General features: G+C 61.5%; 14 protein-coding genes. 13 read left to right on the top strand and 1 reads right to left on the bottom strand.

The window, feature by feature from the left end:
• The first annotated feature begins 146 nt into the window (after nt 1–146).
• The 7 genes from ASF04_RS03325 (at nt 147) to can (ending at nt 8,790) form a co-directional block, all read left to right on the top strand.
• Entirely contained in the window at nt 147–1,055 is a 909-nt protein-coding gene (locus ASF04_RS03325) for an NAD kinase (protein ID WP_056138083.1), read from the top strand.
• A gap of 19 nt (nt 1,056–1,074) precedes the next feature.
• Nucleotides 1,075–2,721, top strand: a complete 1,647-nt coding sequence (gene recN / locus ASF04_RS03320; RefSeq protein ID WP_056138081.1) for a DNA repair protein RecN — start codon at nt 1,075–1,077, stop codon at nt 2,719–2,721.
• 78 nt (nt 2,722–2,799) lie between these two features.
• Nucleotides 2,800–3,909 carry a ferrochelatase gene (gene hemH, locus ASF04_RS03315; RefSeq protein WP_056138080.1) on the top strand — a complete coding sequence of 370 codons (1,110 nt, stop codon included), beginning with the start codon at nt 2,800–2,802 and terminating at the stop codon, nt 3,907–3,909.
• 277 nt (nt 3,910–4,186) lie between these two features.
• Complete coding sequence (gene grpE / locus ASF04_RS03310; RefSeq protein WP_019923739.1) at nt 4,187–4,726, top strand: nucleotide exchange factor GrpE; 540 nt, start codon at nt 4,187–4,189, stop codon at nt 4,724–4,726.
• A 68-nt stretch (nt 4,727–4,794) separates the two neighbouring features.
• On the top strand, nt 4,795–6,744 hold the full coding sequence (gene dnaK, locus ASF04_RS03305; RefSeq protein ID WP_026637619.1) for a molecular chaperone DnaK: 1,950 nt from the start codon (nt 4,795–4,797) through the stop codon (nt 6,742–6,744).
• A gap of 142 nt (nt 6,745–6,886) precedes the next feature.
• The gene (dnaJ, locus tag ASF04_RS03300; RefSeq protein ID WP_019923741.1) at nt 6,887–8,014 is read left to right on the top strand and encodes a molecular chaperone DnaJ; all 1,128 of its coding nucleotides are present in this window, start codon (nt 6,887–6,889) and stop codon (nt 8,012–8,014) included.
• 98 nt (nt 8,015–8,112) lie between these two features.
• Nucleotides 8,113–8,790, top strand: coding sequence for a carbonate dehydratase (gene can / locus ASF04_RS03295; RefSeq protein ID WP_056138078.1), 678 nt, complete (start codon nt 8,113–8,115; stop codon nt 8,788–8,790).
• Between the two features lie 59 nt (nt 8,791–8,849).
• Here can and ASF04_RS28615 read toward each other — a convergent pair whose 3' ends face one another.
• On the bottom strand, nt 8,850–9,008 hold the full coding sequence (locus tag ASF04_RS28615; protein ID WP_307139206.1) for a type II toxin-antitoxin system RelE/ParE family toxin: 159 nt from the start codon (nt 9,006–9,008) through the stop codon (nt 8,850–8,852).
• A gap of 277 nt (nt 9,009–9,285) precedes the next feature.
• Between ASF04_RS28615 and ASF04_RS27890 the strand changes: the two genes are divergently transcribed.
• The 6 genes from ASF04_RS27890 to ASF04_RS03260 all read left to right on the top strand — a co-directional run bounded on the left by ASF04_RS27890 (nt 9,286) and on the right by ASF04_RS03260 (nt 14,848).
• On the top strand, nt 9,286–10,077 hold the full coding sequence (locus tag ASF04_RS27890; RefSeq protein WP_373922116.1) for a TauD/TfdA family dioxygenase: 792 nt from the start codon (nt 9,286–9,288) through the stop codon (nt 10,075–10,077).
• 156 nt (nt 10,078–10,233) lie between these two features.
• Nucleotides 10,234–10,863: an ANTAR domain-containing response regulator gene (locus tag ASF04_RS03280; protein WP_056138076.1), complete on the top strand. Its 630-nt coding sequence runs from the start codon at nt 10,234–10,236 to the stop codon at nt 10,861–10,863.
• A 384-nt stretch (nt 10,864–11,247) separates the two neighbouring features.
• Nucleotides 11,248–12,420 carry a CmpA/NrtA family ABC transporter substrate-binding protein gene (locus ASF04_RS03275; protein WP_056138075.1) on the top strand — a complete coding sequence of 391 codons (1,173 nt, stop codon included), beginning with the start codon at nt 11,248–11,250 and terminating at the stop codon, nt 12,418–12,420.
• Between the two features lie 39 nt (nt 12,421–12,459).
• Nucleotides 12,460–13,362: a nitrate ABC transporter permease gene (gene ntrB / locus ASF04_RS03270; RefSeq protein WP_056138074.1), complete on the top strand. Its 903-nt coding sequence runs from the start codon at nt 12,460–12,462 to the stop codon at nt 13,360–13,362.
• Between the two features lie 11 nt (nt 13,363–13,373).
• Nucleotides 13,374–14,180 carry an ABC transporter ATP-binding protein gene (locus ASF04_RS03265; protein ID WP_056138073.1) on the top strand — a complete coding sequence of 269 codons (807 nt, stop codon included), beginning with the start codon at nt 13,374–13,376 and terminating at the stop codon, nt 14,178–14,180.
• Nucleotides 14,180–14,848, top strand: a complete 669-nt coding sequence (locus ASF04_RS03260; RefSeq protein WP_056138072.1) for a methyl-accepting chemotaxis protein — start codon at nt 14,180–14,182, stop codon at nt 14,846–14,848. The genes ASF04_RS03265 and ASF04_RS03260 overlap by 1 nt, the downstream gene beginning before the upstream one ends.
• Nucleotides 14,849–14,851 lie beyond the last annotated feature (3 nt).

Raw genomic sequence — 14,851 nt, 5'->3', positions numbered from 1 at the left:
CGGGCAAGTGCACACTATACTGCGCAAAATACTGTTCATATGTACAGCAAACCAGTGCGGGCCGTGGGTTGGCCGGTGATGGCAGAAGCCGACGTAATCGGTTACTCTGCTGCGTGTCGCCGCCGCCAACTTTTGCCGAGATTTTTATGACTACCAAGCACGCCGTCTTTCACACCATCGCACTGGCCGTGCGCAAGAATACCGACGGCATCGCCGACTCGGTGGGCAGCGTGGTCGATTTTTTGCAGGCTGGCGGCTACACGGTGGTGTTCGAGGAGCAAACCGCGCTCGACCTGGCGCCGCATTTTTCCGGCATCCGGTCCATGACCGCCGCCGAGATCGGCGCCGAGGCGGACCTGGCCATCGTCATGGGCGGCGACGGCACCATGCTTGGTATCGCCCGCCAGCTGGCGCCCTACGATGTGCCGCTGATCGGCATCAACCAGGGCCGCCTCGGATTTATCACCGACATCCCGCTCGAGGGCATGTTCGAGGTGCTTACCCGCATGCTGGCCGGCAGTTTCAAGGCCGAACGCCGCACCTTGTTGGAAGGCAGCGTGCTGCGCGAAGGCAAGAGCATCCACCTGGGGCTGGCCGTCAACGACGTGGTGGTGGCGCGCGGCGCCGGCGCCGGCATGGTCGAACTGCGCGTGGACGTGGACAACCAGTTCATGTACAACCAGCGCTCGGACGGCCTCATCATTTCCACCGCCACCGGTTCCACCGCGTATGCCTTGTCGGCCGGCGGCCCGCTGCTGCACCCGGCCCTGGGCGGCATCGTGATGGTGCCGATTGCGCCGCACGCGCTGTCCAACCGGCCCATCGTGTTGCCAGAGTCGAGCGAGATCATGGTGGAAATCGTGCGCGGGCGCGATATCAGCGTCAACTTCGACATGCAAACCTTTGCCAGCCTGATGCCGCAAGACCAGATCGTGATCCGGCGCTCGCCGCACACGATCAACTTCCTGCATCCGGAAAACTGGAGCTACTACAACACCCTGCGCGAAAAACTCCATTGGAACGAGTATCCGTCGGGCGAAGGCAAACTTAGTTAACCCCTACTTTCAGGCATCCATGCTCCGCACCCTGTCCATCCGTGATTTCGTTATCGTCGATTCGATCGAACTGGAATTTTCCGCAGGCTTTACCGTCTTCACCGGCGAAACCGGGGCCGGCAAATCGATCCTGATCGATGCGCTGACCCTGGCCCTGGGCGGCCGGGGCGATGCCAGCGTGGTGCGCGAAGGCGCGGCCAAGGCCGACATCACCGCCGATTTTGCGCCCTCGGCCCAGGCCGCCGAGTGGTTGCAGACGCACGAGTTCGCAGTGGAAGAGGGCGGCGCGCTGCTGCGTCGGGTGATCGACAACGCCGGCCGCAGCAAGGCCTACATCAACGGTGTGGCCGCCACTGCCGCCCAGCTGCGCGAACTGGGCGACCTGCTGGTGGACATCCACGGCCAGCACGCCCACCAGTCGCTGATGAAGGCCGACGCCCAGCGCGCGCTGCTCGACGGCCAGGCCGGCGCCGACACGCGTGCCGTCGCGGCCGCCTATAAAACCTGGCGTGCGGTTGCTAAGCAGCTGGAAGAATTCGAAACCAACGCCGCCAACGTGTTATACGAGCGCGAGCGGCTGGAATGGCAAGTCAACGAGCTGGAAAAGCTGGCTGTCAAACCGGGCGAGTGGGCCGAGGTGACCAATGAGCAAAGCCGGCTGTCGCACGCGGCCAGCCTGCTCGAAGGCGCGCAGGAGGCTTTGACCGTGCTGTCCGAGGCGGAAGAGCATCCGATCATCTCGCAACTGTCGTCACTGAACCAAAAACTGGGCAAGCTGGCGGCGGTCGATTCCGGCATGCAGGTCGTCGTCGATCTGATCGAACCAGCGCGCATCCAGTTGCAGGAGGCGGTGTACGCGATCAACGATTACCTCGACCGTGTCGATCTCGACCCAGAGCGGCTGCGCTCGGTGGAATCGCGCATGGAGGCGATCCACTCGGCCGCGCGCAAGTTCCGCGTGACCGAGGAAGAGTTACCGGACGAGCACACCAGGCAGGCCGAGCGCCTGGCGCAACTGGCCGACGCCAGCGACATCGAAGGCTTGCGCAAGCAGGAACAAAAGCTCAAGAACGCCTACCTCGACGTGGCAAAAAAACTCAGTACCGTGCGCGCCCGCACCGGCCGCCAGCTGGCCGATGCCGTCACCAAAGCGATGCAGGAACTGAGCATGACGGGCGGACGTTTCGATATCGCCCTGAATCCGTGCGAGCCGGGCGTGCACGGCGTGGAACAGGTAGAATTCCTGGTGGCCGGCCATGCCGGCGTGGCGGCGCGGCCGCTGGCCAAGGTGGCCTCCGGTGGCGAACTGGCGCGTATTTCGCTGGCGATTTCCGTGATCACGTCCAAGGCTGCCACCACGCCCACGCTGATTTTCGACGAAGTCGACAGCGGCATCGGCGGCGCCGTGGCCGAGGTGGTGGGACGTTTGCTGCGCCGGCTGGGCCAGGAGCGCCAAGTGCTGTGCGTGACCCACCTGCCGCAGGTGGCCAGCCAGGGCGGCCAGCACTTCCAGGTGGCCAAGCGCACGCTGGCCAATGGCAAGACGGCATCGCGCATCGACGTGCTCGATTCAGGCGCGCGGGTGGAGGAGGTGGCGCGCATGTTGGGCGGCCTCGAGATTACCGCCACCACGCGCCAGCATGCGCGCGAGTTGCTGGCGTCCTGAACTGCCGTGGGGTCCGGTGGTTGCGCGCGTTCTTATCTATAATGGCGCGTTAATCCAATTTCATTGCCGGCCCGCCACATGACATTCAAAAAAGAACCTCCCTATAAACATGGCGCCGTTGGCCGCACCGCGGTGGTGCTGGTCAACCTCGGCACGCCCGATGCGCCCACCAGTTCGGCGGTGCGGCGTTATTTGCGGGAGTTCCTGTCCGACCGCCGCGTGGTGGAAATTCCGCGCGCGGTGTGGTGGTTCATCCTCAACCTGATCATCCTGCCATTCCGCTCGGGCCAGTCGGCCAAGAAGTACGCCACCATCTGGACTGCCGAAGGCTCGCCGTTAAAGGTCAATACCGACGCCCAGGCCGGCAAGCTGATCGGCGCATTGGAAGATCGCGGTCACCAGGACCTGACCGTGGCGATGGCCATGCGTTACGGCTCGCCGGCGTTGCCCGATGTGCTAGACAAATTGAAGGCCGATGGCCACGACCGCATCCTGGTGCTGCCTGCCTATCCGCAGTATTCGGGCACGACGACCGGTTCGATTTACGACGCCGTGTTCAAGCACTACGGCTCGGTGCGCAATATTCCCGAGCTGCGTTTCGTGCGCAACTACCACGATGACGAGGGCTACATCCACGCGCTGCGCGATTCGGTGCTGGCGCACTGGGACCAGCATGGCCGCCCGGAAAAGCTGGTGCTCAGCTTCCACGGCGTACCGAAGCGCACGCTGATGCTGGGTGACCCGTACCACTGCGAGTGCCTGAAAACGGCACGCCTGCTGGCTGCTGCGCTGCGCCTGAAACCGGAACAATATATCGTGACCTTCCAGTCGCGGTTCGGCAAGGCCGAATGGCTGCAACCGTACACCGCACCGACCGTGGCGCAACTGGCGCGCGATGGCGTCCGTCGCATCGACGTGCTGTGCCCGGGCTTTACCAGCGATTGCCTGGAAACGCTGGAAGAAATCTCGATGGAAGTGCGCCACGACTTCGAGCAGAACGGCGGCCGCGAGTTTCATTACATCCCGTGCCTGAATGCGTCGCGCAAGTGGATCGCGGCGTTGGCCGAAATTGCCGAGCACCATATGATCGGCTGGCCCACCCAGGCCGGTCCGTCCGAGCACGAGGCGCGCCGCAAGGACGCCGATGTGGGGCGCGCCGCTGCCCTGGCACGCGGCGCTGCCGACTGACCGACCATCCGGCGCCCGCCGCCCCGCTGCGGCGCGCCAACAAAGCCTGATCGGCGAAAAAGCCACATCTCCGCGTGCACCACCCCCGCTTTCGATAATCAGCACTTGCGGGTGGCGAGTGCCAGCCTGTTAAAATACCCAGCTTGTTACATCGTCACTGTTGAACCGTACCCCCTTGAAATACGGGGATACCGCTCCATTTACGGCCAGTGCAGTGATATTCGCTATGACAAACAAAATCGTCATGTCAAACAAATACGATCGTAGGAGTCTTTAGATGCAAGATCAGGAAAATCAAGCAGTGCCTAATCCAGAAAACGCCGCCGAAACGGCTGCGCCATCGACTCCGGACCAGCAGTCTTCCCTGGAAGAGCAACTGGCCAGTACCGAAGCGCGCCTGGCGGAAACCCACGACGCGTTCATGCGCGCCAAGGCCGATTGCGAAAACATGCGCCGTCGTGCCCAGGAAGACGTGGCCAAGGCCCATAAGTTTGCGGTAGAAAGCTTTGCCGAAGCCATGGTGCCGGTCAAGGACAGCCTGGAAATGGCCCTGAAGGTCGAGGCGCCAACGCTCGAATCGCTGAAGGAGGGGGTTGAAATGACCCTCAAGCAGCTGAACGCGGCCTTCGAGAAAAACCGCCTGCTGGAAATCCTGCCGGCGCAAGGGGAGAAACTGGACCCGAACAAGCACCAGGCCGTTGCCGTGGTGCCGGCGGACCAGGAAGCCAATACTGTTGTTGCTGTCTTGCAAAAAGGTTATATGATCGCCGACCGCCTGTTGCGTCCGGCCATCGTGACCGCTGCGCAAGCAAAGTAAGCACTTGAAAAGACAAAGTAATTCCACATATTAGTACCATCTAGAACATAGCAAAGAGGAAGAAAATCATGGGTAGAATTATCGGTATCGATCTGGGAACCACGAATTCCTGCGTTTCCGTCATGGAAAATGGTCAGCCAAAGGTAATCGAAAACGCCGAAGGCGCACGTACGACGCCGTCGATCATTGCTTATCAAGAAGATGGTGAAATTCTCGTCGGCTCGCCGGCCAAGCGTCAGGCCGTGACCAACCCGAAGAACACCCTGTTCGCGGTCAAGCGCCTGATCGGTCGTAAATTCGACGAAAAAGAAGTGCAAAAAGACATCGGTCTGATGCCTTACACGATCACCAAAGCCGACAACGGCGATGCATGGATCGGCGTGCGCGACAAAAAACTGGCGCCACAGCAAATCTCGGCCGAAGTGCTGCGCAAGATGAAGAAAACCGCTGAAGACTACCTGGGCGAAGAAGTGACCGAAGCGGTCATTACCGTACCAGCGTACTTCAACGACTCGCAGCGTCAGGCAACCAAGGACGCCGGCCGTATCGCTGGCCTGGACGTCAAGCGCATCATCAACGAGCCAACCGCTGCTGCTCTGGCATTCGGCCTGGACAAGAACGAAAAGGGCGACCGCAAGATCGCCGTGTATGACCTGGGCGGCGGCACGTTCGACGTCTCGATCATCGAAATCGCCGACGTTGACGGTGAAAAGCAGTTCGAAGTGCTGGCCACCAACGGCGACACCTTCCTGGGCGGCGAAGATTTCGACCAGCGCATCATCGATTACATCATCGACGAATTCAAGAAGATCAACGGCCTGGACCTGAAAAAAGATCCGATCGCCCTGCAGCGCATCAAGGCTTCGGCCGAGCGCGCCAAGATCGAATTGTCGTCGTCGCAGCAGACCGAAATCAACGAGCCGTACATCGCCATGGCGAACGGCGCGCCGGTCCACCTGACCCTGAAAATGACCCGCGCCAAGCTGGAATCGCTGGTGGAAGAGCTGATCATCGCCACCATCGAGCCATGCCGCATCGCCATCAAGGATGCCGGCGTCAAGGTATCGGACATCGACGACATCATCCTGGTCGGCGGTATGACCCGTATGCCGAAGGTGCAAGAGAAAGTCAAAGAGTTCTTCGGCAAGGATCCACGCAAGGACGTGAACCCGGACGAAGCCGTGGCTGTTGGCGCCGCGATTCAAGGTTCGGTCCTGTCGGGCGAGCGCAAGGACTTGCTGCTGCTGGACGTGACTCCGCTGTCGCTGGGTATCGAAACCCTGGGTGGCGTGATGACCAAGATGATTCACAAGAACACCACGATTCCGACCAAGTTCTCGCAAGTGTTCTCGACCGCCGACGACAACCAGCCTGCCGTGACCATCAAGGTCTACCAGGGTGAGCGTGAAATCGCGGCCGGCAACAAGGGCCTGGGCGAATTCAATCTGGAAGGCATCCCGCCAGCATCGCGCGGTACGCCACAGATCGAAGTGACCTTCGACATCGACGCCAACGGCATTCTGCACGTGGGCGCCAAGGACAAGGCCACCGGCAAGGAAAACAAGATCACGATCAAGGCCAACTCCGGTCTGACCGAAGCGGAAATCCAGAAAATGGTGAAAGACGCCGAGCTCAACGCCGAAGAAGACAAGAAAGTGAAAGAACTGGCCGAATCGCGCAACCAGGCTGACGCGCTGGTCCACTCGACCCGCAAATCGCTGACCGAATACGGCGACAAGCTGGAAGCGTCGGAGAAGGAAGCGATCGAAGCCTCGATCACGGACCTCGAAGGTTCGATCAAATCGGGCGACAAGGCCGACATCGACGCCAAGGTGGCCGCACTGACGACCGCTTCGCAAAAGCTGGGCGAGAAGATGTACGCCGACATGCAGGCGCAGCAGGCAGCTGGCGGTGACGCCGGCGCAGCTGGCGCGCAAGGTGCGCCAGGCGCCGAGCAAGCCAAGCCACAAGACGATGTGGTGGACGCTGACTTCAAGGAAGTCAAAGACAACAAGTAATTGTTGTTGATCGTTGTGGCGGGGCCCATCACGGCCCCGCCGCCAGTATTCCGCCGAGCCGAGCGGGCGTTCCCCACGCTGCCGGCTCGGCTTTTTCGCATAATCAGTACCGAATATTTAATACAGCAAGGTCCCGACCAATATGGCAAAGCGTGATTTCTACGAGACACTCGGTGTCGCAAAAAACGCGTCGGAAGACGAAATCAAGAAGGCCTACCGCAAGCTGGCCATGAAGTACCATCCCGACCGCAATCCGGACGACAACGAGGCTGAAGGCAAGTTCAAGGAAGTCAAGGAAGCCTACGAGATGCTGACCAATCCGGAAAAGCGCGAGGCGTATGACCGTTACGGTCACGCCGGCGTCGATCCGAACAATGGTGGTGGCGGCTTCGGTGGCGCCGGCGGTTTCGGCGATGCCTTTGGCGATATCTTTGGCGACATCTTCGGTGGCGGGGCAGGCCGCGGCCGCAGCGCCGGCCCGCAGGTCTATCGCGGCGCCGACTTGCGCTACAACCTCGAGATCACGCTGGAGCAAGCGGCCCACGGCTTCGACACCACGATCCGCGTACCGTCCTGGGACAAGTGCGACACCTGCCACGGCAGCGGCGCCAAGCCCGGCACGTCGCCGGTCACCTGCACCACCTGTGCCGGGCACGGCCAGGTACGCATGCAGCAGGGTTTCTTCAGCATCCAGCAGACTTGCCCCAAGTGCCACGGCACCGGCAAGATCATCCCGGAACCATGCCCGGCATGCTCGGGCCAGGGCCGCATCAAGCGCAACAAGACCCTGGAAGTCAAAATCCCGGTCGGTATCGACAACGGCATGCGCATCCGCTCGTCGGGCAACGGCGAGCCGGGCACCAATGGCGGGCCATCGGGCGACCTGTACGTGGAAATCCACATCAAGCCGCACGCGGTGTTCCAGCGCGAAGGCGACGACCTGCATTGCGAAATGCCGATCTCGTTTACCAAGGCAGCGTTGGGCGGCGAAATCGAAGTGCCGACCTTGTCTGGTAAAGTATCGTTTACGATTCCCGAAGGTACCCAGTCGGGCAAGACCTTCCGCCTGAAAGGTAAGGGCATCAAGGGCGTGCGTTCCGGTTTCGCGGGCGACCTGTTCTGTCACGTGGCGGTTGAAACGCCGGTCAAGCTGACCGAAAAGCAAAAAGACCTGCTGCGTGAGTTTGAAAAGTCGACCACCGAAGGCGGCAACAAGCACAGCCCGCAGACCAAGACCTGGCGCGACAAGGTGAAAGATTTCTTCGAGTAACCGCTTGTAAACATCGCGCCATGCAGCACCGGTAATATCTGACCGCCGCGCCGCCCATTCCGGGTGGACCGGCGGTCTCTTTATGTAGAGAGGACACCATGAAAGACCTGGAACAAAGCACTTCCCCCCTGCGCGGCCTGCTGGAAAACAACCGACGCTGGGCCGCTTCGGAAGTTGAGCGCGATCCCGATTTCTTCAACCGCCTGGCCAACCAGGCCGCGCCCGAGTACCTGTGGATCGGTTGCTCGGACAGCCGGGTCCCTGCAAATGAACTGCTGGGCCTGGCGCCGGGCGATGTGTTCGTTCACCGCAATATCGCCAACGTGGTCGTGCACTCCGACCTGAACTGCCTGTCGGTGCTGCAATTCGCCATCGACATCCTCAAGGTCAAGCACGTGATCGTCGTCGGCCACTTCGGCTGCAAGGGCGTGCATGCAGCCATGACCGGCACCCGCGTGGGCCTGGTCGATAACTGGCTGCGCCACGTCCACGACGTGCACCAGAAGCACGAACGCTACATGGGCACCGTGGTCAACGAACAACGCCGCTCGGAGCGCCTGGTGGAACTGAACGTGATCGAGCAAGTCTCCAACGTCTGCCGCACGACCATCGTGCAGGACGCCTGGGACCGTGGCCAGGAACTGACGGTGCACGGCTGGGTGTACGGCATCCAGGACGGCAAGTTGCAGGAACTGGGCATGAGCGTCGCATCGCTGGCCGAACTGGCGCCGCGCGTGGAGCAGTCGCTGGCGCGGTACGAGACGGCTGCTGCGTAAAACTGCGGGACGGGCGACACTCAAAGGGGAAGCATGTTCATGCTTCCCCTTTTGCTTTGTTAAGCCTTGGGCGGATACTGTTGGCGCGAGTGCAAGACCGCGATGATTTCAATCACGTTCGGGCAGACCTGGTACACCACGATATAGTTAGGATGCACGACGATTTCCCGCGTGCCTGCGACTCGCCCCGGGCGATACCAGTATGGATGCTGTGGCAACTGGGGGTGGCACGCTCGATGTCATCGAGCAGATGGGCCGCAGCAGCTGCATTGCGCTCGGCAATGAACTCGATGATGGTGGCCAGGTTGTTGCTTGCGTTGGCAAGCCAATGAACGGGAAGCATTAATCCTCCAGAACATACGGCGTAACGAAGCTGTCGTCAGGCAGGCATCACGACGAGCTATTCGACCCCGCATTTTTCTTCTTCGACGTGATAGGGAGAAGACGGTATTCATAGGCTTAAGGTTACACCAGATCGACCGACGAAAGGGCATAGTGCCGAATATCCAAGCCTCGATCGAGGTCGAAGTGTTCGATGCGCCGTTGGGTGCGGAGATCCTCGGCCTCGATTTGCATCATCCGCTGCCTGCGCGCGATTTCCAGCGCATCGACCAGGCGCACCTCGATCGCCACTTGCTGGTGTTCCGCGACCAGCGCGTCACACCGCAGCAGCAGGTCGATTTCAGCCGCCGTTTCGGGCTGCTGCAAATCCACGTGCCGCGCAACTTCCAGCTGCCGTCCAACCCGGAAGTACTGGTCATTTCCAATATCATCGAGAACGGCCAGCCGATCGGCCTCGGTGATGCCGGCTATTCGGCGCCCGACCTGATCAGCCAGCGCGCCAAGGTGTCGACAGAAATCAGCAGTGCGCTGCGCACCAAGCTGGCCGTGTACGACGCCCAGGTGATCAATATCGACATGACCAATTTCTCGTTTTCCGACGACTATATGAAGGCGATCGCGGAAAAGGTCACGCAGGAGCAGTTACACCTGGGCGCCGAGAACCGCCTGAAGACGGTGGAAGCCGAGCAAAAGCAAAAGGTTGCTGTGGTGGAGGCGTCGGCGCTGGAAGCGAAGGCCGACGGCGAAGCGTACGCCAGCGTCAAGACCGCCACCGCGCAGGCGGAGGCGCTGCGGGTGCAAAACGATGCGCTGGCGCGCAGCAAGGAAGTGCTGGAACTGCGCCGCATCGAGGTCGGGAAAATCAAGGCTGAACGCTGGGATGGCGCCTTGCCGCAAAACATGTACAGCAACGCGCCGATCCCGTACCTGAATCTCGCCAAGTAGACCGCACTGGTGGTGGCGGCAACAAATCGACGTCGCTGGCGCCGATAAACTGGCAAAAATTTGGTGTTGTGCCTTAGAATCTGCGCATGCACATCAAAACGACTGGTTTGGTTCTTGCTTGCTCTACAGCCCAGAACCAACCCGCTGCCACCTCCCATGACCACGCGTAACCTGCGCATTGTTGTCGTCAACGCCATCATCCATGCAGGCAACGAGGATGACGAGGCTGTGCACGCCCAGGTCGAGCGGGCGCGGATATTGCGCATTGGACTGCTCGAGGCTGGCTACGACATCGTTGCTTCGCTGCCGCCGGACATGTATTTGCCCGATCGCATAGCCCAGTTGCAGCCCGATATGATCATCGTCGATGCGGAATCGGACGCGCGCGACGTGCTCGAGCACATCGTCATTGCCACCCGCGACGAGCGCCGCCCCATCGTGATGTTTACCGAAAGCGAAGACACCGCCAGCATGGAGGCGGCCGTGGCTGCCGGCGTGTCGGCGTACATCGTGGCCGGACTGCAGAGCGACCGCATCAAGCCGGTGCTCAACGTGGCGCTGGCGCGGTTCAAGCGCGAGCAGAAACTGCTCGACGAACTGTCCGACACCAAGAGCAAACTGGCCGAGCGCAAGATCATCGAACGCGCCAAGGGGCTCTTGATGGAGCGCCAACATTTCAGCGAAGAGCAGGCGTACCAGAAGCTGCGCAGCATGGCCATGAGCAAGAACCTCAAGCTCTCGGAAGTCGCGCAGCGTATTCTGGATGTGGAAGACTTGCTCGGATAATCTTTATTTTGTTTTTCGCGTCCAAAATGAGGCGCGTGCTCACCAACGGTGCGCGGGTGCGGTGCGTTGCCGTCAATTCCCTTACCTTCCTCCTGTGACAGCTCGCTGGCACAGACATTGCATAGTCTTAAACCAAGCGCAACGCTGCGCTGCTGAACCTCGCCAACGGCGGTGAGGGTCACAAGACAACGACGTCTACCATCACGCGAATGCGTTCGCGGGGGTAGGCGTTTTTTTTGGTCCAACGGTTTTGCTGACTACTAAGGGAACGCCATGAAAGAAACACCAAATATCGCCGACAACGCCTTGCCACCGACCCCGGCCGACGTTAATGTCACGCGCAGGAAAATCATTCATGGCGCAAGTCTGGTCGCAGGAGGAAGCATGTTGGGTTTGGCAAGTGGTGGTGCGTGGGCGGCAGGTTCCGATAAACCGGAGAAGGAAGAAGTCAAGATCGGCTTCATTCCACTGACCGACTGCGCGTCGGTGGTGATGGCGTCGGTGCTGGGCTTCGACAAGAAATACGGCGTCAAGTTTGTGCTGAGCAAGGAGGCCTCGTGGGCCGGCGTGCGCGACAAGCTGTCCAATGGCGACCTCGATGCCGCCCACGTGCTGTACGGCCTGCTGTACGGCGTGCAGATGGGCATTGGCGGCCAGAAGAAGGACATGGCGGTGCTGATGGGCCTGAACAACAACGGTCAGGCCATCACGCTGTCGAAAAAGCTGGCCGACAAGGGCGCCGTCGATGGCGCCAGCCTGGCCAAGCTGATGCGCACCGACAAGCGCGAGTACACGTTTGCCCAGACCTTCCCGACCGGCACCCACGCCATGTGGCTGTACTACTGGATGGCGGCCAACGGTATCAACCCGATGAAGGACGCGAAAGTGATCACGGTGCCGCCGCCGCAGATGGTGGCCAATATGCGCGTGGGTAATATGGACGGCTTCTGCGTGGGCGAACCGTGGAACCACCGCGCCATCATGGACGGCATCGGCATCACCGCGACGACCACCCAGGACATCTGGAAGGACCACCCGGAAAAAGTGCTGGGCTCCACCCTGGAATTTGCCAAAAAATATCCGAACACCTGCCGCGCGATGATGGCCGCCATTCTGGATGCGGGCAAATGGATCGACGCCTCGCTGGCCAACAAGAACAAGATGGCCGAAGTGATCGCCGACAAGTCGTACGTCAACACCAGCAAGGACGCCATCGACCAGCGCATCATGGGCCGTTACCAGAATGGCCTGGGCAAGACCTGGGACGACGCCAATCACATGAAGTTCTACAACGACGGCCTGGTGAACTTCCCCTACCTGTCGGACGGCATGTGGTTCATGACCCAGCACCGCCGCTGGGGCCTGCTCAAGGACGACCCGGACTACCTGGCCGTGGCCAAGTCGGTCAACCAGATCGACCTGTACAAGGATGCGGCGGCAATGACCAAGACACCGGTGCCCAAAAGCCCGCTGCGCACGTCCAAGTTGGTGGACGGCGCAGTGTGGGATGGCTCGAATCCGAAAGCGTTTGCTGCCTCGTTCAAGATCCGCGCTTAAGTTGCAGTAGTCCGATTCATCGTCCTTTGAAGGAAAGCCATGAACGCCATGCTCCAACCCGACAGCGCCAAGCCGCTCAATACCGAAGTCCTCGAAGCTGAAAAGCCGGCGCGCCGCCCGCGCCGCGCGCTGGCCGCCAATTCCAGCGCGCGCGTGCGCCAGCAGCTTTCGGCCACCGCCATGAAAATCGTCGCGCCGTTGGTGGGCGCCGCCTTGCTGGTGCTGATCTGGCAGCTGATCACCATCAAGAACGCCACCTTCCCGACACCGCTGGTGACGTTTCACGAAGCGGTGAAAATGTTCTCCGATCCGTTTTACCGCAATAGCCCGAATGACCAGGGCATCGGCTGGAACCTGCTGGCCTCGTTGCAGCGGGTAGCGGTGGGCTTCGGTCTGGCCGCGCTGGTCGGCATCCCGCTCGGCTTCGTGATCGGTCGCGTGAAGTTTGTCAGTGCCATGTTCAGCCCCATTATCAGCTTGCTGAAACCGGTGTCGCCGCTGGCCTGGCTGCCGATTGGTTTGCTGGTGTTCCAGTCGGCCAACCCCGCCGCGATCTGGTCGATCTTCATCTGCTCGATCTGGCCGATGATCATCAACACCGCCGTGGGCGTGCAGCGCGTGCCGCAGGATTATATGAACGTGGCGCGCGTACTGAACCTGTCGGAGTGGAAGATCCTGACCAAGATCCTGCTGCCATCGGCCTTGCCGTATGTGCTGACCGGCGTGCGCCTGTCGATCGGCACTGCGTGGCTGGTGATCGTCGCGGCCGAAATGCTGACCGGCGGCGTGGGCATCGGCTTCTGGGTGTGGGACGAGTGGAACAATTTGAATGTCCCGCACATCATCATCGCCATCGTGGCCATCGGCTTCGTGGGCCTGCTGCTGGAACAAGCCCTGATGGCGCTGGCCCGTGCCTTCACCTACGAACAAGTGTCGAACTAAGGAGCATGGCCATGGACGAATCGAAATTCATCGACATCGAGGGCGTGGAGATGGTCTTCCACACCAAGAAGGGTGTATTCCACGCGCTGCGCGAGATCGACCTCACCGTCGCCAAGGGCGAGTTCATCACCCTGATCGGTCACTCGGGCTGCGGCAAATCGACCCTGCTCAACCTGATCGCCGGCTTGACCAAGCCCACCGACGGCGTGCTGCTGTGCGCCAACCGCGAGATCGCCGGGCCATCGCCCGAGCGCTCGGTGGTGTTCCAGAACCACTCGCTGCTGCCGTGGCTCACCTGTTACGAGAACATCTACCTGGGCGTCGAACGCGTGTTCGGCAAGACCGAATCGAAAGCGCAGTTGCGCGAGCGCACCATGGCGGCGCTGGCGCTGGTCGGCTTGACAGCGGCCGAAACCAAGCGTCCCAACGAAATCTCGGGCGGCATGAAGCAGCGCGTGGGCATCGCCCGGGCGCTGGCGATGGAACCGAAAGTGTTGCTGATGGACGAACCGTTCGGCGCGCTCGACGCGCTGACCCGCGCCCACCTGCAGGACGAGCTGCTCAAGATCGTCGCGGCCACCAAGTCCACCGTGGTGATGGTGACCCACGACGTCGATGAGGCGGTGCTGCTGTCGGACCGCATCGTCATGCTGACCAACGGCCCGGCCGCCACCATCGGCGAAATCGTCGCGGTGCAGCTGGACCGTCCGCGTGACCGCGTGGCGCTGGCGCAGGATGCGCGCTACATGGAATACCGCACGGCCGTGCTGGAGTTCCTGTACCGCAAACAGGCGCATCCGGCCAAGGATGCCGCCTGATGGACATGAACACCCGCCACCTGGAAAGCGAGGCCAAGGCGCTGTCGGGCGAAGTGTTCGGCGCCATGATCAACCTGTCGGGCCGGCGCCGCTTCACGTCGCAGCGCATCGTGCTGTACGCGGTGCTGGCGTCGCAGGGGCAGGACGGGGCCGAGGCCATCGCCCGCGAGGCGCTGGCCCTGTTCCGGGGCGCCCACAAGGCGCTGCTGGCGGACGCCGACGGCTTGCCCGGCGTGTTCTGCGCCGAACTGCGCGAAGCCTATTTCGGCAAGCTGGCCGGCGACCGCGAGATCGTCGCCTTTGCCGAGCAGGCCGACCGCACGCTGGCGGCCATCGCCAGCCCGCACGACAAGGGCGCGGCCGCCGGCCTGCTGGCCGAACTGGTGCGCCTGACCACGCCCACGCTGGCGATCCTCAACCAGATCACCAGCGTCTATGAGGAACAGGCGAAATTGCATGCGCGGCTGATGAAAAAGCAGCTGCGCGGCGTGATCACCGATATCGAGAAGATCAACAAGCAGGCGCGCATGGTGGCTTTCAATGCGCGCGTGGTGGCAGCGCGCGCCGGCCAGGCCGGGCGCGAATTTGCGGTGGTGGCGGGCGTGCTGTCCGGGATCACCGATGAAATCGACCAGATGGTCAATACCGCGCTGGCCGCGGCAGCTTGAAGG

Source organism: Duganella sp. Leaf61, assembly GCF_001421905.1.
Lineage (GTDB): Bacteria > Pseudomonadota > Gammaproteobacteria > Burkholderiales > Burkholderiaceae_D > Rugamonas > Rugamonas zoogloeoides.
This window is presented reverse-complemented; position numbering and strand designations above follow the sequence as displayed.

Excerpts from the sequence above, each read along its gene's own strand:
- hemH (WP_056138080.1), top strand. The coding sequence starts at position 2,800 with ATGACATTCAAAAAAGAACCTCCCTATAAACATGGCGCCGTTGGCCGC.
- ASF04_RS03325 (WP_056138083.1), top strand. The coding sequence starts at position 147 with ATGACTACCAAGCACGCCGTCTTTCACACCATCGCACTGGCCGTGCGC.
- dnaK (WP_026637619.1), top strand. The coding sequence starts at position 4,795 with ATGGGTAGAATTATCGGTATCGATCTGGGAACCACGAATTCCTGCGTT.
- ASF04_RS03280 (WP_056138076.1), top strand. The coding sequence starts at position 10,234 with ATGACCACGCGTAACCTGCGCATTGTTGTCGTCAACGCCATCATCCAT.
- can (WP_056138078.1), top strand. The coding sequence starts at position 8,113 with ATGAAAGACCTGGAACAAAGCACTTCCCCCCTGCGCGGCCTGCTGGAA.
- grpE (WP_019923739.1), top strand. The coding sequence starts at position 4,187 with ATGCAAGATCAGGAAAATCAAGCAGTGCCTAATCCAGAAAACGCCGCC.
- ntrB (WP_056138074.1), top strand. The coding sequence starts at position 12,460 with ATGAACGCCATGCTCCAACCCGACAGCGCCAAGCCGCTCAATACCGAA.
- dnaJ (WP_019923741.1), top strand. The coding sequence starts at position 6,887 with ATGGCAAAGCGTGATTTCTACGAGACACTCGGTGTCGCAAAAAACGCG.
- ASF04_RS03275 (WP_056138075.1), top strand. The coding sequence starts at position 11,248 with ATGTTGGGTTTGGCAAGTGGTGGTGCGTGGGCGGCAGGTTCCGATAAA.
- ASF04_RS03265 (WP_056138073.1), top strand. The coding sequence starts at position 13,374 with ATGGACGAATCGAAATTCATCGACATCGAGGGCGTGGAGATGGTCTTC.
- recN (WP_056138081.1), top strand. The coding sequence starts at position 1,075 with ATGCTCCGCACCCTGTCCATCCGTGATTTCGTTATCGTCGATTCGATC.
- ASF04_RS03260 (WP_056138072.1), top strand. The coding sequence starts at position 14,180 with ATGGACATGAACACCCGCCACCTGGAAAGCGAGGCCAAGGCGCTGTCG.